Annotated in this window: 36 protein-coding genes and 1 pseudogene; 3 read left to right on the forward strand and 34 right to left on the reverse strand. The window is 58.6% G+C overall.

Annotation, left to right across the window (positions count from 1 at the left end; genetic code table 11):
- Positions 1-129: 129 nt before the first annotated feature.
- A complete protein-coding gene (gene truA / locus CQ012_RS05405; protein WP_286134203.1) occupies positions 130-1065 on the reverse strand; it encodes a tRNA pseudouridine(38-40) synthase TruA in 936 nt (311 codons plus the stop codon).
- Positions 1066-1233: 168 nt separating this feature from the next.
- On the opposite strand from truA, the gene CQ012_RS17380 reads away from it, so the two are divergent.
- Positions 1234-1686: a hypothetical protein gene (locus CQ012_RS17380; protein WP_146112909.1), complete on the forward strand. Its 453-nt coding sequence runs from the start codon at positions 1234-1236 to the stop codon at positions 1684-1686.
- A gap of 127 nt (positions 1687-1813) precedes the next feature.
- Positions 1814-2254, forward strand: a complete 441-nt coding sequence (locus tag CQ012_RS05415; protein WP_105657645.1) for a hypothetical protein — start codon at positions 1814-1816, stop codon at positions 2252-2254.
- 164 nt (positions 2255-2418) lie between these two features.
- On the opposite strand, the pseudogene rplQ reads toward CQ012_RS05415, so the two are convergent.
- The 20 genes and pseudogenes from rplQ to CQ012_RS05515 form a co-directional block, all read right to left on the reverse strand.
- A pseudogene (gene rplQ, locus CQ012_RS05420) lies at positions 2419-2859 on the reverse strand (50S ribosomal protein L17); the annotation flags it as partial.
- An 82-nt stretch (positions 2860-2941) separates the two neighbouring features.
- Complete coding sequence (locus CQ012_RS05425) at positions 2942-3943, reverse strand: DNA-directed RNA polymerase subunit alpha (protein ID WP_105657647.1); 1002 nt, start codon at positions 3941-3943, stop codon at positions 2942-2944.
- 170 nt (positions 3944-4113) lie between these two features.
- On the reverse strand, positions 4114-4515 hold the full coding sequence (rpsK, locus tag CQ012_RS05430) for a 30S ribosomal protein S11 (protein ID WP_038992179.1): 402 nt from the start codon (positions 4513-4515) through the stop codon (positions 4114-4116).
- Positions 4516-4558: 43 nt separating this feature from the next.
- Entirely contained in the window at positions 4559-4933 is a 375-nt protein-coding gene (gene rpsM, locus CQ012_RS05435) for a 30S ribosomal protein S13 (RefSeq protein ID WP_105657648.1), read from the reverse strand.
- A 148-nt stretch (positions 4934-5081) separates the two neighbouring features.
- Positions 5082-5195, reverse strand: a complete 114-nt coding sequence (gene rpmJ / locus CQ012_RS05440; protein WP_013349661.1) for a 50S ribosomal protein L36 — start codon at positions 5193-5195, stop codon at positions 5082-5084.
- 125 nt (positions 5196-5320) lie between these two features.
- Positions 5321-5542, reverse strand: a complete 222-nt coding sequence (gene infA, locus CQ012_RS05445; RefSeq protein WP_013349662.1) for a translation initiation factor IF-1 — start codon at positions 5540-5542, stop codon at positions 5321-5323.
- 230 nt (positions 5543-5772) lie between these two features.
- On the reverse strand, positions 5773-6606 hold the full coding sequence (map, locus tag CQ012_RS05450) for a type I methionyl aminopeptidase (protein ID WP_105657649.1): 834 nt from the start codon (positions 6604-6606) through the stop codon (positions 5773-5775).
- Positions 6607-6751: 145 nt separating this feature from the next.
- Positions 6752-7324, reverse strand: coding sequence for an adenylate kinase (locus CQ012_RS05455; protein WP_105657650.1), 573 nt, complete (start codon positions 7322-7324; stop codon positions 6752-6754).
- Positions 7321-8625, reverse strand: coding sequence for a preprotein translocase subunit SecY (secY, locus tag CQ012_RS05460; RefSeq protein WP_105657651.1), 1305 nt, complete (start codon positions 8623-8625; stop codon positions 7321-7323). Before secY ends, CQ012_RS05455 begins: the two co-directional genes overlap by 4 nt.
- Positions 8626-8881: 256 nt before the next feature.
- Positions 8882-9334 (reverse strand): 50S ribosomal protein L15, encoded by a 453-nt coding sequence (gene rplO / locus CQ012_RS05465; protein ID WP_105657652.1) that lies wholly within the window; start codon positions 9332-9334, stop codon positions 8882-8884.
- Positions 9335-9336: 2 nt separating this feature from the next.
- Positions 9337-9543, reverse strand: a complete 207-nt coding sequence (gene rpmD, locus CQ012_RS05470; protein ID WP_073705901.1) for a 50S ribosomal protein L30 — start codon at positions 9541-9543, stop codon at positions 9337-9339.
- 3 nt (positions 9544-9546) lie between these two features.
- Complete coding sequence (gene rpsE, locus CQ012_RS05475) at positions 9547-10224, reverse strand: 30S ribosomal protein S5 (RefSeq protein ID WP_181148849.1); 678 nt, start codon at positions 10222-10224, stop codon at positions 9547-9549.
- Between the two features lie 29 nt (positions 10225-10253).
- A complete protein-coding gene (rplR, locus tag CQ012_RS05480; RefSeq protein ID WP_105657654.1) occupies positions 10254-10625 on the reverse strand; it encodes a 50S ribosomal protein L18 in 372 nt (123 codons plus the stop codon).
- Between the two features lie 2 nt (positions 10626-10627).
- Positions 10628-11164 carry a 50S ribosomal protein L6 gene (rplF, locus tag CQ012_RS05485; RefSeq protein ID WP_105657655.1) on the reverse strand — a complete coding sequence of 179 codons (537 nt, stop codon included), beginning with the start codon at positions 11162-11164 and terminating at the stop codon, positions 10628-10630.
- Between the two features lie 20 nt (positions 11165-11184).
- Positions 11185-11583: a 30S ribosomal protein S8 gene (rpsH, locus tag CQ012_RS05490; RefSeq protein WP_013349671.1), complete on the reverse strand. Its 399-nt coding sequence runs from the start codon at positions 11581-11583 to the stop codon at positions 11185-11187.
- 57 nt (positions 11584-11640) lie between these two features.
- A complete protein-coding gene (rplE, locus tag CQ012_RS05495) occupies positions 11641-12210 on the reverse strand; it encodes a 50S ribosomal protein L5 (RefSeq protein WP_038992189.1) in 570 nt (189 codons plus the stop codon).
- Positions 12210-12554 (reverse strand): 50S ribosomal protein L24, encoded by a 345-nt coding sequence (gene rplX / locus CQ012_RS05500; protein ID WP_013349673.1) that lies wholly within the window; start codon positions 12552-12554, stop codon positions 12210-12212. Before rplX ends, rplE begins: the two co-directional genes overlap by 1 nt.
- A gap of 2 nt (positions 12555-12556) precedes the next feature.
- Positions 12557-12928, reverse strand: a complete 372-nt coding sequence (gene rplN, locus CQ012_RS05505; protein WP_013349674.1) for a 50S ribosomal protein L14 — start codon at positions 12926-12928, stop codon at positions 12557-12559.
- 512 nt (positions 12929-13440) lie between these two features.
- Positions 13441-14358: an endonuclease/exonuclease/phosphatase family protein gene (locus CQ012_RS05510; RefSeq protein WP_181148850.1), complete on the reverse strand. Its 918-nt coding sequence runs from the start codon at positions 14356-14358 to the stop codon at positions 13441-13443.
- A gap of 145 nt (positions 14359-14503) precedes the next feature.
- Positions 14504-15007 carry a VOC family protein gene (locus CQ012_RS05515; RefSeq protein ID WP_105657657.1) on the reverse strand — a complete coding sequence of 168 codons (504 nt, stop codon included), beginning with the start codon at positions 15005-15007 and terminating at the stop codon, positions 14504-14506.
- Between the two features lie 71 nt (positions 15008-15078).
- Here CQ012_RS05515 and CQ012_RS05520 point away from each other — a divergent pair, with 71 nt between their 5' ends.
- Complete coding sequence (locus CQ012_RS05520; protein WP_105657658.1) at positions 15079-15867, forward strand: helix-turn-helix domain-containing protein; 789 nt, start codon at positions 15079-15081, stop codon at positions 15865-15867.
- Here CQ012_RS05520 and CQ012_RS05525 read toward each other — a convergent pair.
- The 13 genes from CQ012_RS05525 to CQ012_RS05585 all read right to left on the reverse strand — a co-directional run bounded on the left by CQ012_RS05525 (position 15864) and on the right by CQ012_RS05585 (position 25756).
- On the reverse strand, positions 15864-16283 hold the full coding sequence (locus CQ012_RS05525; protein ID WP_402741110.1) for a RidA family protein: 420 nt from the start codon (positions 16281-16283) through the stop codon (positions 15864-15866). The two genes, CQ012_RS05520 and CQ012_RS05525, sit on opposite strands and share 4 nt — an antisense overlap.
- A gap of 99 nt (positions 16284-16382) precedes the next feature.
- The gene (rpsQ, locus tag CQ012_RS05530) at positions 16383-16670 is read right to left on the reverse strand and encodes a 30S ribosomal protein S17 (RefSeq protein WP_105657660.1); all 288 of its coding nucleotides are present in this window, start codon (positions 16668-16670) and stop codon (positions 16383-16385) included.
- Complete coding sequence (gene rpmC, locus CQ012_RS05535) at positions 16670-16933, reverse strand: 50S ribosomal protein L29 (protein WP_105657661.1); 264 nt, start codon at positions 16931-16933, stop codon at positions 16670-16672. Before rpmC ends, rpsQ begins: the two co-directional genes overlap by 1 nt.
- 2 nt (positions 16934-16935) lie before the next feature.
- The gene (gene rplP / locus CQ012_RS05540) at positions 16936-17352 is read right to left on the reverse strand and encodes a 50S ribosomal protein L16 (RefSeq protein WP_105657662.1); all 417 of its coding nucleotides are present in this window, start codon (positions 17350-17352) and stop codon (positions 16936-16938) included.
- Positions 17353-18135: a 30S ribosomal protein S3 gene (gene rpsC / locus CQ012_RS05545; RefSeq protein WP_013349682.1), complete on the reverse strand. Its 783-nt coding sequence runs from the start codon at positions 18133-18135 to the stop codon at positions 17353-17355.
- A complete protein-coding gene (gene rplV / locus CQ012_RS05550) occupies positions 18136-18501 on the reverse strand; it encodes a 50S ribosomal protein L22 (protein WP_013349683.1) in 366 nt (121 codons plus the stop codon).
- A 59-nt stretch (positions 18502-18560) separates the two neighbouring features.
- Positions 18561-18842, reverse strand: a complete 282-nt coding sequence (gene rpsS / locus CQ012_RS05555) for a 30S ribosomal protein S19 (protein WP_013349684.1) — start codon at positions 18840-18842, stop codon at positions 18561-18563.
- 12 nt (positions 18843-18854) lie between these two features.
- A complete protein-coding gene (gene rplB, locus CQ012_RS05560) occupies positions 18855-19694 on the reverse strand; it encodes a 50S ribosomal protein L2 (RefSeq protein WP_105657663.1) in 840 nt (279 codons plus the stop codon).
- 31 nt (positions 19695-19725) lie between these two features.
- Positions 19726-20028, reverse strand: a complete 303-nt coding sequence (gene rplW, locus CQ012_RS05565) for a 50S ribosomal protein L23 (protein WP_013349686.1) — start codon at positions 20026-20028, stop codon at positions 19726-19728.
- Entirely contained in the window at positions 20025-20627 is a 603-nt protein-coding gene (gene rplD, locus CQ012_RS05570; RefSeq protein ID WP_105657664.1) for a 50S ribosomal protein L4, read from the reverse strand. The genes rplW and rplD overlap by 4 nt, the downstream gene beginning before the upstream one ends.
- Before the next feature lie 4 nt (positions 20628-20631).
- On the reverse strand, positions 20632-21282 hold the full coding sequence (gene rplC / locus CQ012_RS05575) for a 50S ribosomal protein L3 (RefSeq protein ID WP_013349688.1): 651 nt from the start codon (positions 21280-21282) through the stop codon (positions 20632-20634).
- Positions 21283-21302: 20 nt separating this feature from the next.
- Positions 21303-21611 (reverse strand): 30S ribosomal protein S10, encoded by a 309-nt coding sequence (gene rpsJ / locus CQ012_RS05580; RefSeq protein WP_013349689.1) that lies wholly within the window; start codon positions 21609-21611, stop codon positions 21303-21305.
- A 398-nt stretch (positions 21612-22009) separates the two neighbouring features.
- Positions 22010-25756: a hypothetical protein gene (locus tag CQ012_RS05585; RefSeq protein ID WP_146112910.1), complete on the reverse strand. Its 3747-nt coding sequence runs from the start codon at positions 25754-25756 to the stop codon at positions 22010-22012.
- Between the last annotated feature and the right edge of the window lie 38 nt (positions 25757-25794).

Consider the following 25794-nt stretch of genomic DNA (forward strand, 5'->3'; position numbering starts at 1 on the left):
TTGGGCGTGTAGTGTCGAACGTGGACATACACAACTCATAAAAGTTTAGCGGATTAAAGTGTTTCCGGCCAAAAAAGCATGTACGTCGTGAGCAACAACACCCTTAAGATCCCGGGGATTATCGGTTAATCAGCTTTCCATGCAGGCTTCGTCAACTTCGGCTTCGGTTCGCCGTGCGCGGGTCAGAAGTGCTCGTTCTGCCAGTTCTTCAGCCTCTGGGTAGTAGACCTCTTCGAGGACCAGAGCCCGCGGGTGCGAAAGCTTGGTCTTGGAGTCGCGGACCATCTGTTCCAGCCGCTGGGCCAGGAACCCCGGTTGCTCACGCCCATCCCCCACCATCATCGCGGCACCGATTAGCGCACGGACCATGTTGTGGCAGAAGGCATCGGCCTTCAAATGGGCCAGCACCAAGCCGTCGGCTCCGCGGGTGAAGGTGAATTCCTGCAGGGTACGAATGGTCGTGGCATGCGGACGGGGCTTGCAGTAGGTCAAGAAGTCGTGGCGGCCCAGCACGCTTTGCGCCTCGCGATTCATCGCCTCGACATCCAGCTCTTCACGGTGCCACGTGGTCAGGTGGCGGGTCAGTGGATCCCAGCGCTGCTGCCCATCGGCAATCCGGTAGGAGTAGCGGCGGGCCAGCGCAGAGAAGCGGGCATCGAAGCCTTCTGGTGCGCGTTCGGCTTCATGCACCCAAACGGCACCATCTTGACGGCCAAGGATGCCGTTGATGCGGCGTACGAGCGCAGGACCGGGAGCCAAGGGCGCCTTGCGTGGCAGTCCCGCGTATTCTTCCTCGGTCAAATCGAAGTGCACCACCTGGTGGCGGGCATGCACACCTGCATCGGTGCGTCCGGCAACAACCACGCGCACGCGGCGCCGGATCATCATTTCCAGGGCCTCTTCAACCAGCTGCTGCACGCCCAAGACATTGGGCTGGCGAGCCCAACCGCTATAGGCGGCACCGTCGTATCCGAGCACCATGCGCATGCGGATCCATGCTGGTGCTGCAGTGGCCCCCAATGCGGTGGTGCCCATTGGATCGATGCTTTCTGGCTGAGTACTCATGTATTCAATTATGCGTAAGCAGACGCGCAACCGTCGAATCAAGTGCCCGCCTTCACGCCGTTATCCACAGGCGCCAAAACGAGAGCTGCTGCCGGGAGTAGCCTATGTGCATTCCACGGACCTGCCGCGCAGGCGGCTGGTTCACTAGCAACGTTCTAAGGACTCGCCATGTTCAGGAATGCAGTTAGCTTTATCGCGATATCAGTTGCTGTCCCGCTCTGCTTAAGCGGCTGCAGTTCGGGACAGCTGAGCACAAAGCAATCATGCGCCCTCATTAATGAACTGGCCGTAGAACATTCCATCGAGGAAAAGTGGGCCCTGGCATATATGGGAATTCTTGCGCAGAATTCACAACCTGCGATTGAGGCTATGGAAACAGCCATCGGCATCCACCGGGAAGTCTCCGAGCAAACTGGCAATAGGCACTTGCGCACTGCATTGCGGTCCGAAATCGAAAACTACCAAGACTTCATTGACCTCATTGCCAATCGCTACTTTGACGATCCAACGCTCGCGTCAGACGTTGAGGCAACCGAGGGCGGACTGCAAGATCAATACACCGACTATGTGCGTGAAACGTGCCCAGCTTCCGCTTCTGAACCTGATCCGTCCGCTTCTTAGGAACCCGCTGCTTGCCGATCCGCTCATGTCATACACTGCCTGCAATAACTCCTGATTATAGAATAAACAGGTACTTATCGGTGCCTCACGTGCTGGGCCATCGGATCATCATCGTCTAAGGATCTCCATGTTGAAAAAGTTCGCGGCATCTTCCGCTGCGCTCACCCTTGCATCTGTCATGCTCACTGGTTGCAGTGCAGGCAAAATGTCCACCGAGGAAACCTGCGTTTACATCAACGACCAGGTGGCTGAACGCGAACTGCAGAAGAAGGCGGAGGACTCCAGCGCTGAGCTCTTGGCTGGCGATACATCGGCTTATGCCGAGATCATGAACGAGTTTGATTCCATCCTGGGCGAAGCCGCTGAGAACACGAAGGACAACAAGCTTGCCACGTCCTTGAATGCGGCATCGGAGCAGACCAAGAAAATGGCTGGCCTGATGGCTGAGGGCAACAGCAGCAACATGATGGAAATTTCGCAGAAGATCGCCGAACTGGATACGACTGAAGCTTCCGAGGCTACCGAATACCTGAATACGGCTTGCCCGGACATGGATTCGTTCAGCTAGGCAATTCCAAGATGCGGATGCCCCTGCCCTCCAACTGACGGGCAAAATCACCCGCGTCTTCACGCAAACAGGCATAAAAAAGATTCCCGTTGGTTCCTTGCGGATCCAACGGGAATCTTTTTCGGCTTTGCAGGCAGAGAGCATTAGCTCGAAGGGGCTTAGGCCTCTTCGGTCTCAGCAGCCTTCTCGGCAGCCTTGGTGGCTTCCTTGACGACAGCCTGCTTTGGCGAAACTGGCTCCATCACGAGCTCGATAACAGCCATAGGAGCGTTGTCGCCCTTGCGGTTACCGATCTTGGTGATGCGGGTGTAGCCACCCTCGCGGTTTGCCATTGCTGGTGCGATGTTCTCGAACAGTTCGTGAACGATCGACTTGTTGGTGCGCGAACGCGAAGCGATGACGGCCTGGACGCGGCGACGCGAAGCCAGGTCTCCGCGCTTAGCGAAGGTGATCAGGCGCTCTGCGTGTGGACGCAGACGCTTGGCACGGGTCAGGGTGGTGGTGATCTTCTTGTTCTCGAAGAGCTGTGCCGACATGTTAGCGAAAATCAATCGCTCATGTGCTGCACTGCCGCCGAGACGCGGACCCTTGGTAGGGGTAGGCATTGTGGTTCTCCTAGATGAATAACCCGTACTGGACGAATATTTCGTTCAGTCGGATGAAGTAGTGTGTCGCTAGACGCGGGTCTTACAGACCTTCGTCGTATTCGTCGCCATCGTCGATGGCGCTACGAGCGGCCAGATCGAAGCCTGGAGGGGAATCCTTCAGGGCCAGACCCAGTTCAACCAGCTTGGCCTTGACTTCGTCAATGGACTTCGCACCGAAGTTGCGGATGTCCATCAAGTCGGCCTCGGAGCGGGTTACGAGTTCACCCACAGAGTGGATGCCCTCACGCTTCAAGCAGTTGTACGAACGAACGGTGAGTTCCAGATCCTCGATCGGCAGCGCCATGTCAGCAGCCATAGCTGCATCGGTTGGCGATGGACCGATTTCGATACCTTCAGCCTGAGTGTTCAGTTCGCGGAACAAACCGAACAGCTCAACCAGGGTGGTACCTGCGGATGCAACTGCATCGCGCGGGGTGATCGATTCCTTGGTCTCCACGTCAACGATCAAACGATCGAAGTCGGTGCGCTGCTCGACACGGGTTGCTTCCACGCGGAAGGTCACCTTCAACACTGGGGAGTAGATCGAATCAACTGGGATTCGACCGATCTCGCCATCAATGTTCTTGTTCTGAGCGGCAGACACATAGCCACGGCCGCGCTCAATGGTCAGTTCCATGTCGAACTTGCCATTGGCGTTGAGGGTGGCGATGTGCAGATCAGGGTTGTGGAACTCCACACCTGCTGGAGGGGTGATGTCCGCTGCAGTAACGATGCCCGGGCCCTGCTTGCGCAGGTAGGCAACGACTGGCTCGTCGTGCTCGGAAGATACCGACAGGTTCTTGATGTTCAAGACCAGTTCGGTGACATCTTCCTTGACACCGGCTACGGTGGTGAACTCGTGCAGTACACCGTCAATTCGAACACTGGTGACAGAAGCACCAGGAATCGAAGAGAGCAGAGTACGGCGGAGCGAGTTACCAAGGGTGTAGCCAAAGCCTGGCTCCAGTGGTTCGATAACGAACCGGGAGCGGTTTTCGGCAACTACTTCTTCGGTCAGGGTTGGGCGCTGCGTAATGAGCACTTACATTTCCTTTCAGCGAGCGTCCGCTATATGACGCCTCACGGGGGTGGAAACGACGGTAGCCTGAGGTGGCCGTTCGTCTTTTTGCAGGCTAATAAGTCCAAGATAGTCACCGGAGCACCCACGAGTGAATGCTTCGGTGACTTCTTAGGCTAAGCCTAGCGAATCAATTAGACGCGGCGACGCTTCGATGGGCGGCAACCGTTGTGAGCGCTTGGGGAAACATCCTGGATGGATCCAACCTCAAGGCCAGCAGCCTGCAGCGAACGGATCGCGGTTTCGCGTCCCGAGCCTGGGCCCTTGACGAAAACGTCAACCTTGCGCATGCCGTGCTCTTGAGCGCGCTTTGCAGCGGACTCAGCAGCCATCTGGGCAGCGTATGGGGTCGACTTGCGCGAACCCTTCATGCCTACCTCGCCGGCCGAAGCCCACGAGATAACAGCGCCAGTCGGATCGGTGATCGATACGATGGTGTTGTTGAAGGTGCTCTTGATATGCGCCTGTCCCTGCGCAATATTCTTTTTGTCCTTGCGACGCGGCTTACGTACCGCTCCACGAGTCTTTGGGGGCATTTCTTCTCCTACGAAAAAAGTATTTGAACTAGATCGCTAAGATTTAGCGAGTCTTCTTCTTACCTGCGACGGTACGCTTCGGGCCCTTACGGGTACGTGCGTTGGTCTTGGTGCGCTGACCGCGGACCGGCAGGCCCTTACGGTGACGAATACCTTCGTAGGATCCGATCTCAACCTTGCGGCGAATGTCAGCCTGAACCTCACGGCGCAGGTCACCTTCAACCTTGTAGGTGCCTTCGACGAAGTCGCGCAGCTGCACGAGCTGGTCATCGGTGAGATCCTTGACGCGAGTGTCCGGGCTGATGCCGGTCGCTGCGATGGTCTCTTCTGCACGGGTCTTGCCCACGCCGTAGATGTAAGTCAGCGCGATAATTACGCGCTTCTCGCGTGGAATGTCCACGCCTGCTAAACGAGCCAAGTGGCTACCTTTCAACGAACGGAGGTCTGGAGCAGTACCTTCCGTGATTGCTCACGGCCCCGGCCTCCGAATCCGGGGGTACACCAGGACTTTCGTCCTAGCTGATACTGCCTAATTGACTACGCGTGGGAATCCCGTAAAAACGGAATTAGCCCTGACGCTGCTTGTGGCGTGGGTTCTCGCAGATCACCATGACCACGCCGTTACGACGGATCACCTTGCACTTGTCGCAGATCGGCTTCACGCTAGGGTTAACCTTCAAGGCTTTGTCCTTTTGCGGTTGCAGTTAAATGTGGAGCAGTAAAAAGCTTTGTCCAAGAACATCCTTCAGCGGCCGTAGCACAAGATTGCGCTTCGCACGCTGGGAAAGTCTTGGATTCTGCAGATTTACTTGTAGCGGTAAACGATGCGACCTCGGTTGAGGTCGTATGGGCTCATTTCAACCTGCACTCGGTCCTCTGGGAGGATTCGAATGTAGTGCTGACGCATCTTACCCGAGATAGTGGCGAGCACTACGTGTCCATTCGGCAGCTCCACGCGGAACATCGCGTTCGGCAGTGCTTCCGAGACGGTGCCCTCTACCTGGATGACGCCTTCCTTCTTGCCCATTTTCCCCGCTAACTTTTTTTGTTGGCAATTTCCACCAACAAGTAATTGGTTCTGGTCCTTGATCCCTGTACCGAAAACCCGAGGGTTTTAGGCGCAATTAAATCAGGAACCAACAAACAACGATACGGCATTAGTCCACACAGTGCCAATCGTTCATTGACATTTAAAATGTTAGATCCAGCACGCCACAGCCATGTGGCGTACTGGATCCGATGATTTCCAGGCTGGTGCTAGCCCTGGATCGGCGATGGGGTGACGCCGAATGGGGCCAGCCCGGCCGCTCCCCCATCGTGCGCGGTCAATACCCAGATGCCGCCCATGTGGAATGCCACGGTGTGCTCCCACTGCGAGGCGTTGGACTTGTCGTTGGTGACAACAGTCCAGTCGTCTTCCAGCACGGAGGTTTCGATACCACCGCGAACCAGCATTGGCTCGATGGCCAAGCACATGCCCGGCTTGATGCGCGGGCCTCGGTGCCCGGAGTTGTAGTTCAGCACATCCGGTGCCATGTGCATCTGCGAACCGATGCCATGGCCGCAGTAATCCTCGAGGATGCCCAGCTCGTCGCCTGGCTGGCTGGTGACGAAGTCATCGATGGCCTGGCCGATCTGGCCGATGAAGCGTGCGTTGGCCGCCGCGGCGATGCCGGCCCACATGGCCTGCTCGGTGATGTCGCTCAGGCGCTGGTCAGCTGGGTCGATGTTCTCGCCCACCAGCACGGTGCGTGCCGAGTCGGAGTGCCAGCCGTCGATGATGGCGCCGCCATCGATCTTCAGCACGTCGCCGTCCTTCAGCTCGTAGTCCGATGGGAAGCCGTGGACTACCTCGTGATTGACCGAAGCGCAGATGTTCGCTGGGAAGCCATGGTAGCCAAGGAAGTTGCTGGTCGCGTTGTGGCGTTCGAGCACCTTGCCAAAGGCCTGGTTGATCTCTTCGGTCCGCACCCCGGGCCGAGCCATCGCAACGGCTTCGTCCAGCGCTTCAGCCAGCACCAATCCGGCCTGGCGCATCTTCAGGATCTCGGAGTTGGATTTGTACTCGATTTTCGGCTGTCCTAAAGCCAATGTGATTCCCCTGCCTCAAAGTGTGATGTCCTTGCCGCGTGCCGCTGCCGGCAACCGCAAGGTCCATCAATGCAAAAAGTGCGCAGGGACCGGGCTGCAACATCCATTGTTGCTGCACGGTCCCTGCGCGTTGTAACGCTTGTGTCTAGGCGTTGACGTTCAACGCTGCAAGAACACGCTCGGTGACTTCGTCGATAGCGCCCAGGCCGTCGACCTTGCGCACGATGCCGCGTTCCTCGTAGCGCTCCACAACGACGCGAGTCTCGTCGTTGTACAGGCCCAGGCGGTGGCGGATGACCTCTTCGGTGTCATCGGCGCGGCCTTCGATCTGCGCACGCTTCAGCAGACGGGCTACCAGCTCGTCGTCATCAGCGGTCAGCTGCAGCACTGCGTCCAGGGCAATGCCCTTGTTGGCCAGCATCGCATCCAGCGCGTCCACCTGCGCACTGGTGCGCGGGTAGCCATCGAGCAGGAAGCCCTTGGCGACATCGTCCTGGTTCAGGCGGTCTTCAACCATGTTGTTGGTGACCGAATCAGGTACAAAGTCTCCGTTGTCAATGTACTTGCTGGCTTCGAGACCCAGCGGGGTGCCGCCCTTGACGTTGGCACGGAAGATGTCGCCGGTCGAGATGGCGACAATGTCCAAGCGCTCGGAGATCTTTACGGCCTGGGTGCCTTTGCCGGCACCGGGTGGTCCAATAATAAGCAGTCGACTCATCGCAGAAGCCCTTCATAGTTCCGTTGCTGCATTTGAGCATTGATTTGCTTGACGGTTTCCAAACCCACACCAACCATAATCAGGATCGATGTACCGCCAAATGGGAAGCTTTGGTCAGCGTTGAACAGCACGAAGGCAATCAGCGGGATCAACGCAACGAACGCAAGGTACAACGCGCCCGGGAAGGTAATACGGGAAATCACGTACTGCAGGTAATCGGCGGTCGGACGACCAGCACGAATGCCCGGAATGAATCCGCCGTACTTCTTCATGTTGTCGGCGACCTCTTCAGGGTTGAAGGTAATCGCAACATAGAAGTAGGTGAAGCCGATGATCATCAAGGTGTACACCAGCATGTACCACGGCGATGAAGTCGCCGAGTGCTCCTGCAGCCACATCGCCCACTGGGGCAAGGTGCCATCATCGTTCTGGTTGAACTGAACGATCATCTGCGGCAAAGCCAGGATGGAGCTGGCGAAGATCACTGGGATCACGTTCGCCATATTCAGCTTCAAAGGAATATAGGTGGAGGTGCCGCCCACGGTGCGGCGTCCCACGGTGCGCTTGGCGTACTGCACCGGAACACGTCGCTGGGACTGCTCGACGAAGACCACCAGAGCAACAATCAACAAGCCCACCAGCAGCACGCCAATGAAGGTCATGATGCCCTGCGCCTGGAAGATGGCGCCCATCGAGGATGGGAAACCCGAAGCGATGGAGATGAAGATCAGGATGGACATGCCGTTGCCGATGCCGCGCTCGGTGATCAACTCGCCCATCCACATGATCAGGCCGGTGCCTGCGGTAAGGGTGATGATCATCAGCAGGATGACAATCAACGAGTCATCCGGGACCAGCGGAAGGGTACAGCTTGGGAACAGGCTGCCGGTACGGGCCAGGGTGACCAAGGTGGTTCCCTGAAGCAGTGCCAAGGCGATGGTCAGGTAACGCGTGTACTGCGTCATCTTGGCCTGGCCGGCCTGGCCTTCCTTGTGCAGGGCCTCGAAGTGCGGGATCACCACACGCAGCAACTGGACGATAATTGCCGCAGTAATGTACGGCATGATTCCCATTGCGAAAACCGAGACCTGCAACAGGGCGCCGCCGCTGAACAGGTTCACGAATGAATAAAGTCCACCGGTGGTTTCACCCATTGCCAGACACTGCTGAACGTTGCTGTAATCAATGCCCGGAGCGGGAATGAATACACCGACACGATAGATCGCAATGATCCCAAGCGTGAACAGCAACTTGTTGCGCAGATCAGGCGTCCGAAAAACTCGGGCTATGGCGCTGAACAAGCGTCCTCCTGAAGTAAGTGCTTGAGCCTGAGGAAGAGATTCTTCCCAGACCTAACGATTCTAGCGGTCTGTTAGGCAATCCTGCCAAATGCGCCACACGAAATGCACACAAATGTTTGCAGGAATGATCCTAAACCGACTAATCAGCCAAGCAATTATAAGAAATCTTAGAATGTTTCGCCGAGAGAAAAAGAAAGTCCCGGTTCACGTTGATTGCTCAACGCGAACCGGGACCATTCAAAGGCTTGACCCTGTATTAGAGGGTGTTTGCCGAGCCGCCAGCAGCAGCGATCTTCTCGGAAGCGGAAGTCGAGAAGGCGTTAACCTTCACGTCAACCTTAACCGTGATGTCGCCGGTGCCCAGCACCTTGACAGGCTGGTTCTTGCGAACGGCGCCCTTGGCAACCAGTGCCTCGACGGTGACTTCGCCACCTTCTGGGAACAGTTCCGAGATCTTGTCCAGGTTTACAACCTGGAACTCGACGCGGAATGGGTTCTTGAAGCCGCGCAGCTTTGGCAGACGCATGTGCAGCGGAAGCTGACCACCTGCGAAGCCTGCCTTCACCTGGTAACGAGCCTTGGTACCCTTGGTACCGCGACCTGCGGTCTTACCCTTGGAGCCCTCACCGCGACCCACGCGGGTCTTAGCGGTCTTGGCACCCTCAGCTGGGCGCAGGTGGTGAACCTTAAGTGCTTTTTCTTCAGCCATCTCTACTTCGCCTCCTCGACCTTCAGCAGGTGTGGGACCTTGTTGACCATGCCAACAGTCACAGGATCGGCGGTGCGAACAACGGTGTGACCGATGCGCTTCAGACCCAGCGAGCGAACAACGTCGCGCTGGCTCTGGTTTCCACCAATGATGGACTTGACCTGGGTGATTGCCAGCTTGGCATCGCTTGGAACAATGTTCTTAGCCATTGATTAAGCACCTGCCTTCTGGGCCTGGATGTGACGCAGCATTGCTGCTGGTGCAACCTCGTCCAGCGGAAGACCGCGGCGAGCTGCAACAGCTTCAGGCTCTTCCAGAGCCTTCAGTGCAGCAATGGTGCCCTGAACGATGTTGATCTGGTTCTGCGAACCCATCGACTTCGACAGGATGTCGTGGATGCCTGCGCATTCCAACACGGCGCGCACTGGGCCACCGGCGATAACACCGGTACCAGGAGCTGCTGGACGGAGCAAGACAACGCCAGCGGCGGCCTCACCCTTGACCAGGTGTGGAATGGTGGTGCCAACGCGTGGAACGCGGAAGAAGGACTTCTTGGCCTCTTCTACGCCCTTTGCGATAGCAGCAGGAACTTCCTTGGCCTTACCGTAGCCAACGCCGACCATACCGTTGCCGTCGCCAACGACCACAAGTGCGGTGAAGCTGAAGCGACGACCACCCTTGACGACCTTGGAGACGCGGTTGATAGCTACAACGCGCTCAAGGAACTTGTCCTTGTCTTCGTTGCGGCTATCCTTCTGGTCACGACCACGACCGCGGCCTTCGCCACGTCCACGGCCTTCACCACGACCGCGGCCTTCGCCGCGACGGGATCCTGCGTTCTCGGTAGCGGGAGCCGATGCAGTCTCGACTGCTTCAGTAGCTTCAGACACCTGAGTTTCCTTCTTGTTAGTTGCTTCGCTCACAGTGCCAGCCCACCTTCACGTGCGCCGTCAGCAACAGCAGCCACGCGACCGTGGTACTTGTTGCCACCGCGGTCGAAGACAACTGCTTCGATGCCAGCAGCCTTGGCGCGCTCTGCAACGAGCTCACCAATGCGCTTGGACTTTGCGGTCTTGTCGGCATCGCTTGCGCGAAGATCTGCTTCCATGGTCGATGCGCTGGCCAGGGTGATACCCTGCGAGTCGTCTACGATCTGTACGAAGATGTGACGAGCCGAGCGGTTGACAACCAGGCGTGGACGAACGGAGGTACCAACGATGTGCTTGCGCAAACGCTGATGACGACGACCGCGCTGAGCGGACTTGCTCTTGCCCTTGATTCCGATAGCCATGATTACTTACCAGCCTTTCCGACCTTGCGGCGGATGATCTCGCCAGCGTAGCGAATGCCCTTGCCCTTGTAAGGCTCGGTCTTGCGCAGCTTGCGGATGTTAGCGGCAACTTCACCGACGTGCTGCTTGTCGATACCGGCAACGGTGATCTTGTTGTTGCCCTCGACCGAGAAGGTGATGCCCTCAACGGCAGCAACCTTCACTGGGTGCGAGTAGCCCAGAGCAAGCTCCAGCTCGGCACCCTTAGCCTGTACGCGGTAACCGGTACCGTGGATTTCGAGCTTCTTCTCGTAACCATCGGTTACACCAGTGATCATGTTGCTGATCAAGGTACGGGTCAGACCGTGCAGCGAACGAGCCTCGCGGGAGTCGTTCGGGCGGCTGACGGTAACAGTGTTCTCGTCCTTGGCAACGGTGATTGGAGCCTTAACGGTGATCGAAAGTTCACCCTTAGGACCCTTGACGGCGACCAGCTGGCCGTCGACGTTCAACTCAACGTTGGCAGGTACGGAAATCGGAAGACGTCCAATACGTGACATTGTATGTTTCCCCTTTCCCGTTACCAGACGTAGGCGAGGACTTCCCCACCCACGCCCTTCTTTGCAGCCTGACGGTCAGTAAGCAGACCGGAGGAGGTGGACAGGATAGCGATACCAAGACCACCGAGCACGTGAGGCAGGTTGGTGGACTTTGCGTAAACGCGAAGACCTGGCTTGGAGATACGGCGTACGCCAGCGATCGAACGCTCGCGCGATGGGCCGTACTTCAAAGTGATAGTCAGAGTCTTGCCGACTTCTGCTGCTACTTCCTCGAACGAGGCGATGTAGCCCTGTTCCTTGAGGATGTTAGCAATGCGCACTTTCAGCTTGCTCGACGGCATCGACACAGTGTCGTGGTAAGCCGAGTTGGCGTTGCGCAGACGAGTCAGCATATCTGCGACTGGATCTGTCATAGACATGTGGGCTTCAGCCCTTCCTCGTTACGGTTTCCTTAGCGGACCTGTAACGTAGTGAGATTAGTTGTTGGTCTTGAATGGGAAGCCCAGAGCCTTAAGCAAGGCACGGCCTTCGTCATCAGTCTTGGCGGTGGTAACGACAGTGATGTCCATACCACGTACGCGGTCAACCTTGTCCACATCGATTTCATGGAACATCGACTGTTCGGTCAGACCGAAAGTGTAGTTGCCATTGCCATCGAACTGGCGGTCGCTCAAGCCGCGGAAGTCGCGGATACGAGGCAGTGCCAGGGTGATCAGGCGGTCGACGAATTCCCACATGCGATCGTTACGCAGGGTGGTGTGGGTACCGATTGGCATGCCTTCGCGCAGCTTGAACTGTGCGATCGACTTGCGGGCCTTGGTAACCACTGGCTTCTGACCGGTAATTGCGGTCAGGTCGCGTACGGCGCCTTCAATGAGCTTCGAGTCCTTGGCTGCTTCGCCAACACCCATGTTCACGACAACCTTGGTCAGGGATGGTACCTGCATTGGGTTGGCGTAGTTGAACTGCTCCTGCAGGGCAGGGCGGATGTCAGCTGCGTACTTAGCCTTCAGACGTGGCTGGATCTTGGTGGCTGCTTCAGTCATTACAGATCCTTTCCGGAAGCCTTGGCGTAACGAACGCGTACAGTCTTGGACACGCCGTTCTTTTCTACGGTTTCCTCGCGGAAGCCGACGCGGGTTGGCTTCTTGGTCTCTGGGTCAACCACTGCAACGTTGGAAACGTGCACTGGAGCCTCGACAACCTCGATGCCGCCGGTGGTCGAACCGGATTCGGTCTGACCTGCCTTGGTGTGCTTGGTGACGCGGTTAACGCCTTCGACCAGCACGCGGTTGGACTCGGTAATGACCTTCAGGACCTTGCCCTGCAAGCCACGTTCCTTGCCAGCGATGACCTGAACCAGGTCACCCTTCTTGATCTTTGCGCCCATGGTTACAGCACCTCCGGAGCCAGCGAAACGATCTTCATGAACTTCTTGTCACGAAGCTCGCGGCCCACTGGGCCGAAAATACGAGTACCACGAGGATCGGCAGCGTCACCCTTGAGGATAACTGCAGCGTTCTCGTCGAACTTGATGTAGGAACCGTCTGCACGACGGATTTCCTTCTTGGTGCGAACGACGACTGCCTTTACGACGTCGCCCTTCTTTACGTTGCCGCCAGGAATTGCATCCTTGACGGTAGCGACAATGGTGTCGCCAATGCTTGCGTAGCGACGCTTCGAGCCACCAAGAACACGAATGGTAAGGATTTCCTTAGCACCAGTGTTATCGGCAACCTTAAGTCGCGACTCCTGCTGAATCACTTCTTACTCCTGTCGTCTCGCTGGTTCTCATGAATGAGCCTTGCGGAACGGATATGGTCTCCACGATACGTATCGCTTACCCCCACTGGCGCGGGCGCACCGAATGCTGATCCCAAATGCCGGCAGGGCCGAGGCGTAAAATATCGAGGCTGCACTTGCGCGGCCAAACGGATTTGGACCGCACTGCATTATGTCGAAGGTGGATAGTCCCCGGGCATGATGCGCACAGATTCTTAAGTCTAGCCTAGAGTGGCGCGAATCCGAAATGGTGTGGTAAGAGAAAAGCGAGCGTCGTTCGTCACACCAAGGACACCGCAGATTCGCTGAATTTCGGGGTTTTGGTACTGCCATCCAGCTGGGCAACTGGTCGCTTGCGGTGGCATCAGAGTGTCATTCGAGGTAGCCCATGCGCCACAGAAGATAAAAAGCGGCTGAATCGCCAAAAGTGAAATTATTTTTCGGTCAGCCCTGGGCAGCTCCAGCATCCGGCCGTCACCGGCAGGAATCATTGCTCAGCGACGGAATTCGACCGTGGCGCTCACCGCAAGATGATCCGAGCCGTCGATGATGTGAGAAGAAGAGCCCGTGATGGACAGGCCCTTCGCCACGATATGGTCAATGCCGATCAATAGCGGGAAGCTCCGGCTGGCTGGCCAGGTCGCGCGGGGCCAGATTCCATCAGCCTGCGCATACCCGTCCCCCAGGGCACGGAATCCTGGATGGGAGCGAACTGAGTTGAAGTCGCCAGCAAGGATAACGGGATGATCACGCTGCTGATTCGACCAGTCGATGACTGCTTCCAAGCCCTGGCTCCATCGTTGCGCAACGCCAACCGGCGGATAGACATGGATGCCGGCCACCCGCACGATCCCACCGGGTGCCTGCACATCGGCAACCGGCAAGGAGTACCAACCGGTGTCCGCTGAATCCAGATCGGTGGAGCGTTCCTGCAATGGGTACTTTGAGAAAATCACGGTATCCCGTTCTCCCCCGGCGGGTGCCTCTTGGCTCCGATAGCCAAATCCATCCAGCGCGTCCAGCCCTGCGAGTTGCTGGTGCATTGGTTCGCTGGTTTCAACAAGGACGAGAATCTGCGGATCCGTGTCCCTGATCAGTTCAGCGAGCTGCGCCGGATTCGCTCCTGCCTTCAGGGCATTGAACGATAGGAGAACCAGCTCGGAGCTGCCGTTTCCGGTCTGGCCAGCGGGAGAGCTCCATTGCACGTTGGGCAGTGTACCGCAGAGCAGGAACACCAGCACGAACCCGCTGATGAGCCATTGCTTGCGCAGTAGCCCGATAACCAGAACCACTGCCGGGAAGAGCAACAGATATGGCTGGAATGCCTGAAGCTTGGGAATCAATCCTGCACCGGGGAAACCCAGATACGGGAGTATGCCAATAGCTAGGGAAGCAACAAGAAGCGTACCCATAGGCCATCCCAGGGAAGGTTTTCGGGCACGCGTCATCGTCATCATCATCCGAGCCTATTCGAAGCAGATGACAATTCCGGCAAGGACACTTCCGCCTAGGTACGATAGCGGCTCGATGCGATTGCGACTGCCCTTGGCTTCTTCATCACTGCTGCGAGGCCCACTGCGCGACGCGCTGGGCGCTCTCTTCCAGCGACAGGTCTTCCACCCTGGACATGATGGACCAGCGCACACCGAAGGGATCCAGAATCGAAGCGAAGCGGTCACCCGAGACGAAGTTGCCCAGTGGTTCTCGGATACTGGAACCGGCAGCCTCGGCCCTGGCCACCACCTCATCTGCGTTTTCGCAGTAGAAACCCAAGGAATAGCAGGCATTCGGCGCAGCTGGCGGGCTGACTAGTCCGTAGGCCGGCGAAGGTTCCCCGATCTGCAAACGGCCATTGCCGAATGCAATTTCTGCATGCACGACAACGCCTCCCATTTCGGTGGAATCTACCACTGTCGCACCGAATACTTCTTCATAGAACCCCAGCGCTGCCCTTGCGTTGGGCACAGCCAAGAATGGCGTCAGACTGGTGAATCCATGAGGGACACCGGCAGTTGTATGCATTCCCGTCACACCTTGCGTGACTTCATCTTGATTTTCCATGTCCCTAGGCTAGTCCGTGTGGCACGCTGGTTCTTGTAGATATGCGACAACCTGCACGGGTGGTAGAGGCCATGGAATCAGCACCGGATCCGCGAGGCGTTCTCTATCCTGCCCGGCTACCGGCAATCGAGCGATTCTCCCCCGGTCCAGGACTGCAGGAATTGGTCTCCTGGTTTTGGCTGGTGGATTGGAACATCGCGCCCGGACGTACCTCACGGCAAGAACTCCTGCCCTTTCCGCAAATGAATCTGGTCATTGAGCCAGAAGGCATTACGCTATCCGGCCCGGCCAGCGGCGCTTCGCACCGCGACCTGGCCGGGAGCAGTTGGGCAGTCTCCGCCTTGTTGCGCCCAGCGGCTGCGCAGGCTCTCAATGTGTCCCCCGCAGAGTTGCTGGACCAGGAAATCCAGTTCAGCGCACCTGGGCTGCTGGCCTCGATAACAAGGATGAAGACTCAACCCGGCCACGGGAACTCCGGTTCGGCCTGTGCCGAGCTCTTCGATTCGTGGCTCACCGCTCACCTTCCAGCAGCCACAAGTTCTGGCCTCCAAGCTAATAAGCTGCTCGACACCGTCGCAGCGGAGCGCGGAATCGTAAGGGTCTCCCAACTGGCCCATCGCTTGTCGCTCAGTACACGCAGTCTGCAACGGATTTCGGAAAGGTATTTGGGACTGGCTCCGCTGGCGGTGATTCGGCGGTACCGTTTGCAAGAGGCAGCTCATCGGCTGCGCGCGGACACTGCAGTTTCTATCGCTGGCATCGCAGCGGAAATGGGGTATGCGGATCAAGCCCATCTAGCGGCAGACTTCCGCAAAGTCTTGGGCTACTCCCCTGATACCTATCGAAAGGGCCGGAGCTAGTCTGGCAGTACCGTCGCCACGGCACTGATTTCAACCAGCGCACCTGGCACACCGAGCTTCGCAACGAAGGCTGCAGACACCAGGGGTGGTTCAGTGGCTGCCAACTGTTCACCTAAGGCTCCATAGACGCTGTTGACGTCGGTTCCTTCCACCAGCAGCACGTTCCACTGCACTACATCCTGGAATCCCGCGCTGGCCGCCGCCAGTGCGAGCTTGGCGTTTCCCAGTGCCTTGGTCGCCTGCGTTGCGGCATCCCCGGCTCCGATCAGCTGCCCTGTGCCGTCTACGGCGTTCTGCCCGCCAACATAGATAGTCGTGGCACCCGGCGGGACGATGGCTACGTGGCTGAAAGCTGGGGAGTTGACAAGGCCAGCGGGACGCAGTTTCCTGATCTGTTCCATAGTCCAGTGTGGCATTTTATTCACTGCTTTTTAAGACAGAAATGCCCCGAACTCTTCTTGCGAAGTGTTCGGGGCATTCTTCAATCACGAGATCCGTGAAATCGAAGCGAAAGCTTACTTAGCCTTCTCCACGATCTCAACGAGACGCCAGCGCTTGTCAGCAGACAGCGGGCGGGTCTCAGCGATGACAACCAAGTCGCCGATGCCGGCGTCGTTGTTCTCGTCGTGAGCCTTCACGTTCTTGTTGCGACGCATGACCTTGCCGTAAAGGGCGTGCTTAACACGGTCCTCAACGTCTACGACGATGGTCTTCTGCATCTTGTCAGATACCACGTAACCACGGAGGGTCTTGCGGTCGTTACGCTCGGTAGCGTTATCCACACCGTTCTCCTTCTCGCTCATTACTTGGAATCCTTCTTGGTTTCTTCAACCGGAACAACGACATCCTGACGAATGCCCAGCTCGCGCTCGCGCAGCACAGTGTAAATGCGTGCAATATCGCGCTTGATGGTCTTCAGGTTCCCGTGGGAATCCAGCTGGCCGGTAGCCGACTGGAAACGCAGGTTGAACAGTTCTGCCTTGGCCTTCTTCAATTCCTCGTTCAAACGAGCGGTATCGAAGCCGTCCAGGGACTCAATGCTAAGGTCTTTCGAGCCGATAGACATCCCTATTCACCACCTTCACGACGCACGATGCGTGCCTTCATTGGCAGCTTGTGGATTGCAAGACGCAATGCCTCTTTAGCTACCTCTTCACTGACGCCACCGAGTTCAAACATGACTCGTCCTGGCTTTACGTTGGCGACCCACCACTCCGGCGAACCCTTACCGGAACCCATGCGGGTTTCGGCAGGCTTCTTGGTAAGCGGACGGTCTGGGTAGATGTTGATCCAGACCTTACCGCCACGCTTGATGTAACGGGTCATGGCGATACGAGCGGCTTCGATCTGACGGTTAGTCACGTAAGCCGGGGTCAACGCCTGGATGCCGTACTCACCGAAAGCAACGGTGGTACCGCCCTTGGCAGCACCCGAACGCTTTGGGTGGTGCTGCTTGCGGAACTTCACACGACGTGGGATAAGCATTTAAGCCTGTCCTCCTTCCGCAGCCGGAGCTGCAGCGCCCTTGCGATCGTTACGACGACGGCGTTCGCCGCCACGTGGACGGTCGTTGCCGCCACCGCGGCCGCCACGAGCTGGAGCAGCAGCTTGCTGTGCAGCCAGTTCCTTGGCGGTTACGTCACCCTTGTAGATCCAGACCTTCACGCCGATACGGCCGAAGGTGGTCTTGGCTTCGAACTTGCCGAAGTCGATGTTCGCGCGCAGGGTGTGCAGTGGCACACGGCCTTCGCGGTAGAACTCCTTGCGGGACATTTCTGCGCCGCCAAGTCGACCGGAGCACTGAACGCGGATGCCCTTGGCACCAGCGCGCATTGCCGACTGCATTGCCTTCTTCATCGCACGGCGGAAAGCCACGCGTGAAGCAAGCTGCTCGGCGATGCCCTGGGCGACCAGCATGGCCTCCATGTCAGGGTTCTTGACCTCGAGGATGTTCAGCTGAACCTGCTTCTTGGTGAGCTTTTCCAGCTCGCCACGAATACGGTCAGCTTCTGCGCCGCGACGACCAATGACGATACCTGGACGTGCAGTGTGGATATCCACACGTACGCGGTCACGGGTACGCTCGATCTCGACGCGGGCGATGCCAGCGCGATCCATGCCGTTAGACAGCAGGGCGCGGATCTGGACATCTTCCTTCACGTAGTCAGCGTAACGCTGGCCTGGCTTGCTGGAATCAGCGAACCAGTGGGAAACGTGATCGGTGGTGATGCCGAGACGGAAACCGTTCGGGTTAATCTTCTGTCCCATTTAGTTCTCCCCACCCTTCTGCGTGGTTGAAACAACCACAGTCACGTGGCTGGTGCGCTTCTTGATCTGGAATGCGCGACCCTGTGCACGCGGCTGGAACCGCTTCATGGTCGGACCTTCGTCAACAAACGCTTCGCTGATAAACAGCTCGTCCTCATTGAATGCTTCACCTGCGCGGTCCGCGGCGGCACGGGCGTTAGCCACTGCCGATGCGACAACCTTGTATACCGGCTCCGAAGCTGCCTGTGGGGCAAACTTCAAGATGGCCAGTGCTTCGTTGGTCTGCAGACCACGAACAAGGTTGACGACGCGCCGGGCCTTCATAGGCGTTACGCGGATGTGACGCGCAATTGCCTTGGCTTCCATTGCTATCCTTCTCTCGTCTATCGAAGAAGTGCTAAGCGATACTAGTACCCTTGCGGGGCCTAGCGGCGCTTGCCCTTCTTGTCGTCCTTCACGTGGCCACGGAACGTACGGGTTGGGGCAAACTCTCCGAGCTTGTGTCCAACCATCGATTCGGTTACGAACACAGGAATGTGCTTGCGACCGTCGTGTACGGCGATGGTGTGTCCCAGCATGTCCGGGATGATCATCGAACGGCGGGACCACGTCTTGATGACGTTCTTGGTGCCCTTATCGTTTTCAGCAACGACCTTTAGGAACAGGTGCTGATCGACGAAGGGGCCTTTCTTCAGGCTGCGTGGCATGTTTCCAGGCTCCTATCGCTTGTTCTTGCCGGTCTTGCGGCGACGCACAATGAGCTTGTCGCTTTCCTTGTTTGGACGACGGGTGCGTCCCTCACGCTTACCGTTAGGGTTGACCGGGTGACGACCACCGGAGGTCTTGCCCTCACCGCCACCATGTGGGTGGTCAACTGGGTTCATGACAACACCGCGAACGGTTGGGCGTACGCCCTTCCAGCGCATACGGCCGGCCTTGCCCCAGTTGATGTTGATCTGCTCAGCGTTGCCAACTTCGCCGATGGTTGCGCGGCAGCGCACATCAACGTTGCGGATTTCACCCGAAGGCAAACGCAGCTGGGCGTAGCGGCCCTCACGGGCTACCAGCTGGATCGATGCACCAGCGGAACGAGCCATCTTAGCGCCGCCGCCTGGGCGAAGCTCAACAGCGTGAATCACGGTACCAACCGGGATGTTACGCAGTGGCAGGTTGTTGCCTGGCTTGATGTCGGCGCTTGCGCCGGCCTCAATTGGGTCACCCTGCTTGAGGTTGTTCGGTGCGATGATGTAGCGCTTGGTGCCGTCCACGTAGTGGAGCAGTGCGATACGAGCGGTACGGTTCGGGTCGTACTCGATGTGAGCGACCTTTGCCGGAACGCCGTCCTTGTCGTGACGACGGAAGTCGATAACACGGTAGGCGCGCTTGTGTCCGCCACCCTTGTGACGGGTGGTGATCTTACCGGTGTTGTTACGGCCGCCTGACTTGGTCAGGGGACGAACCAACGACTTTTCCGGAGTCGATCGGGTGATTTCTGCGAAGTCGGCTACCGACGAGCCGCGAAGGCCCGGGGTAGTCGGCTTGTACTTACGAATTCCCATTATTAATATTCCTCGTTAAAGTGGTCTCCGCTTAGGAAAGCGGACCGCCGAAGATGTCAATCGAGCCGTCCTTCAAGGTGATGATGGCGCGCTTGGTGCTCTTGCGCGATCCCCACCCGAAGCGGGTGCGCTTGCGCTTACCAGCTCGGTTGATGGTGTTTACGGAGTCAACCTTGACGTTGAAGATCGCTTCAACGGCGTACTTGATTTCCGACTTGTTGGAGCTTGGTGCCACCTCGAAGGTGTACTGACCTTGATCGATCAGACCGTAGCTCTTTTCCGATACGACAGGTGCGATGACCACGTCGTGTGGAGCCTTTGAGAACGCGCTCACTTGGCTTCCTCCTTCTGGACCAGGGCATCGAAGGCAGCCTTGGTGAAGACTACGTCATCCGAAACCAGAACATCGTAGGTGTTCAGCTGGTCGACGTACAGAACGTGCACATTGACGAGGTTGCGAACCGAAAGGGCTGCAACATCGTTGGCGCGATCGATGACGACAAGCAGGTTCTTGCGCTCGGTGAGCGAACGCAAGGTAGCCAGAGCATCCTTGGTCGAAGGCGTTTCGCCAGCAACCAAGTTCTCAATCACGTGAACGCGATCGAAGCGTGCGCGATCAGACAGGGCGCCGCGCAGTGCAGCAGCCTTCATCTTCTTCGGGGTACGCTGCGAGTAATCACGTGGGGTTGGACCGTGGACAATGCCACCGCCGGTCATGTGCGGAGCACGGATCGAACCCTGACGGGCGCGGCCGGTACCCTTCTGCTTGAACGGCTTGCGACCTGCACCCGAAACCTCGGAGCGGTCCTTGGTCTTGTGGGTACCCTGGCGGGCAGCAGCAAGCTGTGCAACGACAACCTGGTGCAGCAGCGGGACGTTGGTCTGTACGTCGAAGATCTCTGCAGGCAGTTCGACGTTAAGTGCCTTAGTCATTTACTTATGCTCCCTTCACGGCGTTGCGTACGAGAACGACGCGGCCGCGGGCGCCTGGAACGGCACCCTTGATCAGCAGGAGGTTCTTCTCAGCGTCGATAGCGTGAATGGTCAGGTTCTGAGTGGTAACACGCTCAGCACCCATGCGACCAGCCATCTTCTGTCCACGGAAAACGCGACCTGGGGTCGATGCGCCGCCGATGGAACCTGGCTTACGGTGGTTCTTGTGAGCACCGTGCGATGCGCCAACACCGTGGAAGTTGTGACGCTTCATAACGCCGGCGAAGCCCTTACCCTTCGAGGTGCCTACGACGTCGACCTTCTGGCCGGCTTCGAAGACCTCTACGGAAAGTTCCTGGCCTGCGGTGTACTCGGCAGCGTCTGCAGTGCGCAGTTCTACCAAGTGGCGACGTGGGGTGACGCCAGCAGCCTCGAAGTGACCAGCCAGTGGCTTGGTGACCTTGCGAGGATCGATCTGGCCGTAGCCGATCTGAACTGCGGTGTAGCCATCGCGCTCTTCGTTGATGAGCTTGGTGACAACGTTGCTATCAGCCTGCACGACGGTGACAGGGATCAGGTTGTTGTTCGAATCCCAAACCTGGGTCATGCCGAGCTTCGTGCCCAGCAGGCCCTTGAAATTACGGGTTGCGGTCATAGTTTTCTCGCCACCTCCCCTTAAAGCTTGATTTCGATGTTGACATCCGCTGGCAGGTCGAGACGCATCAGCGAATCAACAGCCTTCGGGGTCGGATCGACGATGTCGATCAGACGCTTGTGCGTGCGCATTTCGAAGTGCTCACGGCTGTCCTTGTACTTGTGTGGCGAACGGATAACGCAGTACACGTTCTTCTCCGTTGGCAGCGGCACTGGGCCGACTACGGTTGCGCCTGCGCGCGTGACCGTCTCAACGATCTTCCGGGCCGAAACGTCAATGACCTCGTGGTCATACGACTTCAGCCGGATGCGGATTTTCTGTCCCGCCATGGCGTCATGCCTCTTTCTGTTAGCACTATCTAAAGTTTCTGTGCCTATATACGGGTCCTTGCAGACCGGCACGCCTTGCTCTGCGGCTGAATCCGGATCAGATCCGGGTTCCTCACCCGCAGGAGGCTCCGACCCCCGCGCTCGGGCGTGTCGTGAAATTTTCAGTCACAACACTCCCACAAAGTTTTCACTTTATCGAAGGGCCTTATAGTTTGAAGCAGTCGTATCGATCCCGAACCCCAGGCATTATCCTGCGTGAGAGTCGATCCCGGTCGTTCAAACCAGACCGGTTACCCCATAAATGGGGACCGGGTTGCATTGAAGCAACTTATCTAGTCTGACAGGTCGGCAACGATCGCGCAAATCTTTTATGCCTATCCGCGCCCGTGATCTTGACCTCACACCTGGCGCGGCCCGTCCTGCCCGGACGGCTCCTGCCCCGCGGGGATCGGTGGATCAACAGGGTTTTGCGGCCTCACCGGCAGCGAATTCTGCTTGTCGACCTTCACCAGCTTGAAGACCGCGGCCGCAATCAGCCCCAAGCCAATGACCACCAGCCAGAGGAATGCCAAATCGCGCAGGAACCACAAGACGGACAAGGTGATAGCCGCCGCACCCCACCAAATGAACAGCCGCTCCCCCAGCTTCAAGCCCCAGGCCACCAATCCACCGAAGAAGACCAGGCCGATCGCCTGCGCAACACCATTGGATTGGACCAGTGCGGCGAGCAAGGCCAGGCTGCCGGCCACCGAGGCGGCCAGCAGGTATGTCCTCTCCAATCGCGCGTTGGCCCTGATATTGCGCCACGCGACCAGCACTACTGCAACAATGCAGGCGTAGGCCGCCAGGTTGCTGGCCCGCGGTGTGCCAAGGATCTGGGCATAGCTGCCCAGCGCCAGCAGCGCTCCCACGAGGATGAAGCCGTCCACCGCGTAGGGCACCAGCCGCCGCGGAAGTTCAAAGAGCCGCACCAGCACCGCAACGCCGAAGACCAGCAGCGCTCCGCCGGCCACCTGCCAAATCGCACCGCCATCCAGATGGGCGATGCCACCGGCCAGCAACAGGGCCAGGAGCATTGCCGCGAAGTACAAGCGCGAGGCGCTGCCGGGCGGATCGGCATGGAGGTAGCCGAATTCCGGATAGCCGGGAATTGGGTCCTTCATTCGCCCGTGGAAGATTGCGAGCAGGTACAGCGCGAGGCCCGCGCCAACCAGCGCCCATGCGGCATCCATCGGTGCTAGCACCACTGCCCCACCGGCTTGCCGCACCTCGAAGACTGCACGCAGGATAGCGACGCACAGCATGATGGCGGCTCCGGCCGCGTACCAGGCGCTCTTTCGCGTGTGCACCAGCAGGATGAAGCCGAGGGCCAGCAGCAGGTGCGCACCCACTGCCCACCACGACCCCGCCTGCCACGCGGCGGCCCACGCCGCCGGAAGGAAGATGGCCAGGCCCAGGGCTATCGAGTACGACTTGTTGGCGCGCAACCGCCATTCAAGCACGAGTGCCGCCAGGCTCAGGGCCAGCAGCATGGCGCAAGCAACCTGGGAACTCCACCACGTAGAGCGGACCCATCCGGTCGCATCTTCCATGGCCAGTGCCGGAATGCTGATCAGCAGGATCAGTGCCAGGATCGGGGCAAATAGATAGAGCTGTCGCTTGGCCACCGTCAAGCTGGTCTCGGCCTTGAACGCGGCCAGCCCGTGCAGCCCGAAAAATAAGCAGGCCAAGAGGATCGTTCCCCGATCCATGCCGCCCGCGAACTGCCCGTAGGCCAGCGTCGCCAGTGGAATGCCAGCCAGCAGTCCCACTGCCATCCAGCGCAATTCCCGGCGCAGTGCTTTGCCGTCGCGGATGCTAGCCAGCAAGCGGAGCAGCTGCGGGACGGCTATCGAAACCAGCAGCAGGCAGAACCGGCCGTGGATGTCGAATTCCATGCTGTAGGCAATCCACCACACCATGGAACTGAAGAGCACTTGGGCCAACGCTGCATAGAGGATCTTCCACCGCGCATTGGTGCTGCGGCGCAAGCTCCAGATGAAATAGCCCAAGGTTGCCGCCCCGATGAGGATTGCCAGCGGCCAGATCTCCTTGCCGAAGCTGAGCGCATAAAGCCCGATCAGCAGGCAGGCCGCAATGACATTGATCGGCTGTTCCAGCTCGGGGCGCTGTGCAGGAATATCGCGAAGCCGCCAACCCGAGGCAATGACCAGGCCAACTGCGAGCACAAGGCCAGTGATGAACCACGCCAGGCCGCCGATACCCAGGAACACCACGGTGCTTTCGCTGGCGTAGGAATAGTCGTCAGCGGTTGTCAGCAGGCGCAGGCTGAAGAGCAGCACCACGCCAAGCAAAGCCGAAGCGCCCACCAGTCCCAGCCGGTGCCCCTGCGCCATGCCGGAATCCAGCACGGCACGGCTCGCCAGATTCGCCGCCCACAAGATGAACAGCACGAAGAGCACCGCAATCAACGGGGATGAGCCGTCAGGATTTCCATAGTCCCCAGCCGTGAGCTCATCAAGCGCAGCACCAAGCACGCCTGCGCCAACCAGGGTAACGACCCAGCGCGCATGGAGCGTCATTTCCCTGCGCAGGTTCCGGGCGTTGCGCTGAGCCAGCGAAAGCCCGAGCAGGGCCAGGGCGAATACCACCAGCGGGCGCCAACTGTGGTTCTGCATATCTACCAGCGCCACCAGGGGAAGAACCGCGATGACTCCAACTTCCAGCTTGGCGCTGCGCAGCAAGCCGGGAATGCCCAGCGCCATGAAGATCGGAACCGCGATGTAGCTGAGCACGAAGGCCTCGAAGCCCTGCGCGTAGAGAAACGCGCCGATCACCGAAGCCACCGCTAAGCACCACAGCACCGCACGTTCACTTTGCAGGTGCCTGCGCGCCAATCCCAGCCTCTGCTGGTAGCCGGTGGAGCAGAGCAATACCGCTACGGCTTGGAGCCCGAAGGCGAAGGCGAGCACCAGCCAGCTGCTCGTTGCGGAGAAACCGAGGTAGTTGCAGCCGGCCACGAGCATCGCCATGAAAGCAGCGCGGGCAGCGTAGGAGCGCAGCAGCCGCAGGTTGGGCAACAGCCTGACGCTGAGCAGCGACTGGGCGGTGAGCAACGCGAAAATCCAGAACAAATCCCGGCTGGCGAGCATCTCCAAGAGGATCACCGACAACGCAAAGACAAACGCAGGCAGCAGCTGCGCGGTGCCGTGCAGGGCCCGGAAGAAGATTGAGTGGCGGATCCTTTCGCTGCGTACCGCCAAGAGCATCAGCGCAATAGAGAGCACCAGCAGGATCAGCATGTAGTACAGGACGCCACGCTGCATCGCGGCCGCGCCGGCCATGGCGGTGCTGACCAGAATCAGCACGGCAACCCACGCCAGAACACGGGACTTGAACGTCAGTGTTGCGTAGCCTACGGCTAATGTGCCGATGGCTGAGAAAACCAGCCAGGTCGCCGGGCCGGATATGTTCACCGTGCTGTAGGTAGCGATGGCGCACAGCGGCAACAAAGCCAGCCCGGTGCCGGCAAAGGCGGCTCCTGCCGGACGCAAGGACGGTTTCACTGCGAAGGTGACCAGGCCTCCGCCGTAGAAAGCGGCAGACAGCAGGAATAAGGCGATGAGCTTTGACAGTGGCGGAAGCGCGAAGCTCAGGAAGAGTGCGCCGGCGGCAACGATCATCAGGGCCGCGACGTACAGCGTGATGTTGATGTTGCGCAGTTCGCGCTCGCGTTTGGTGAGCACCTTGATTGGCTTAACCGGTGCAGCAGGCTGGAGGGTGGCCGTGGGGAGCGGCGCGCGGTACGCGGGGGCAGCACCGGCCGCCGCTGGCTGGAGGTATGGCTGGCTGGAAGGTGCCATCGATGCGGCCGGCGCTGCATCTTTGCGGCTTGCAGGCTGCGCTTCGAGCGGATGTGCGGGGACCCCCGGCGCTTGGGCAGCAGCCGGTGCCGCGGCACCCGGCGGCCCGGGTTGCCCCAGATACTTCACTGCCTCGTCGTAGCCTTGCTGCCACGCTTCGCCCAGCGCATCAAGCTGCTGCTGGCTTTGCGATTTATCCCGACTCCCCTGGCGCCGGCCGAGGCCGAAAGCCAACAGAACCAAGATGATAGAAACGATGATCCAGCCCATCATTGATGCCACTCCCCCACTTAGCGAATTGTCGCGCCCTCCAATTAGAC

The organism is Arthrobacter sp. MYb214 (genome assembly GCF_002979865.1).
Lineage (GTDB): Bacteria > Actinomycetota > Actinomycetes > Actinomycetales > Micrococcaceae > Glutamicibacter.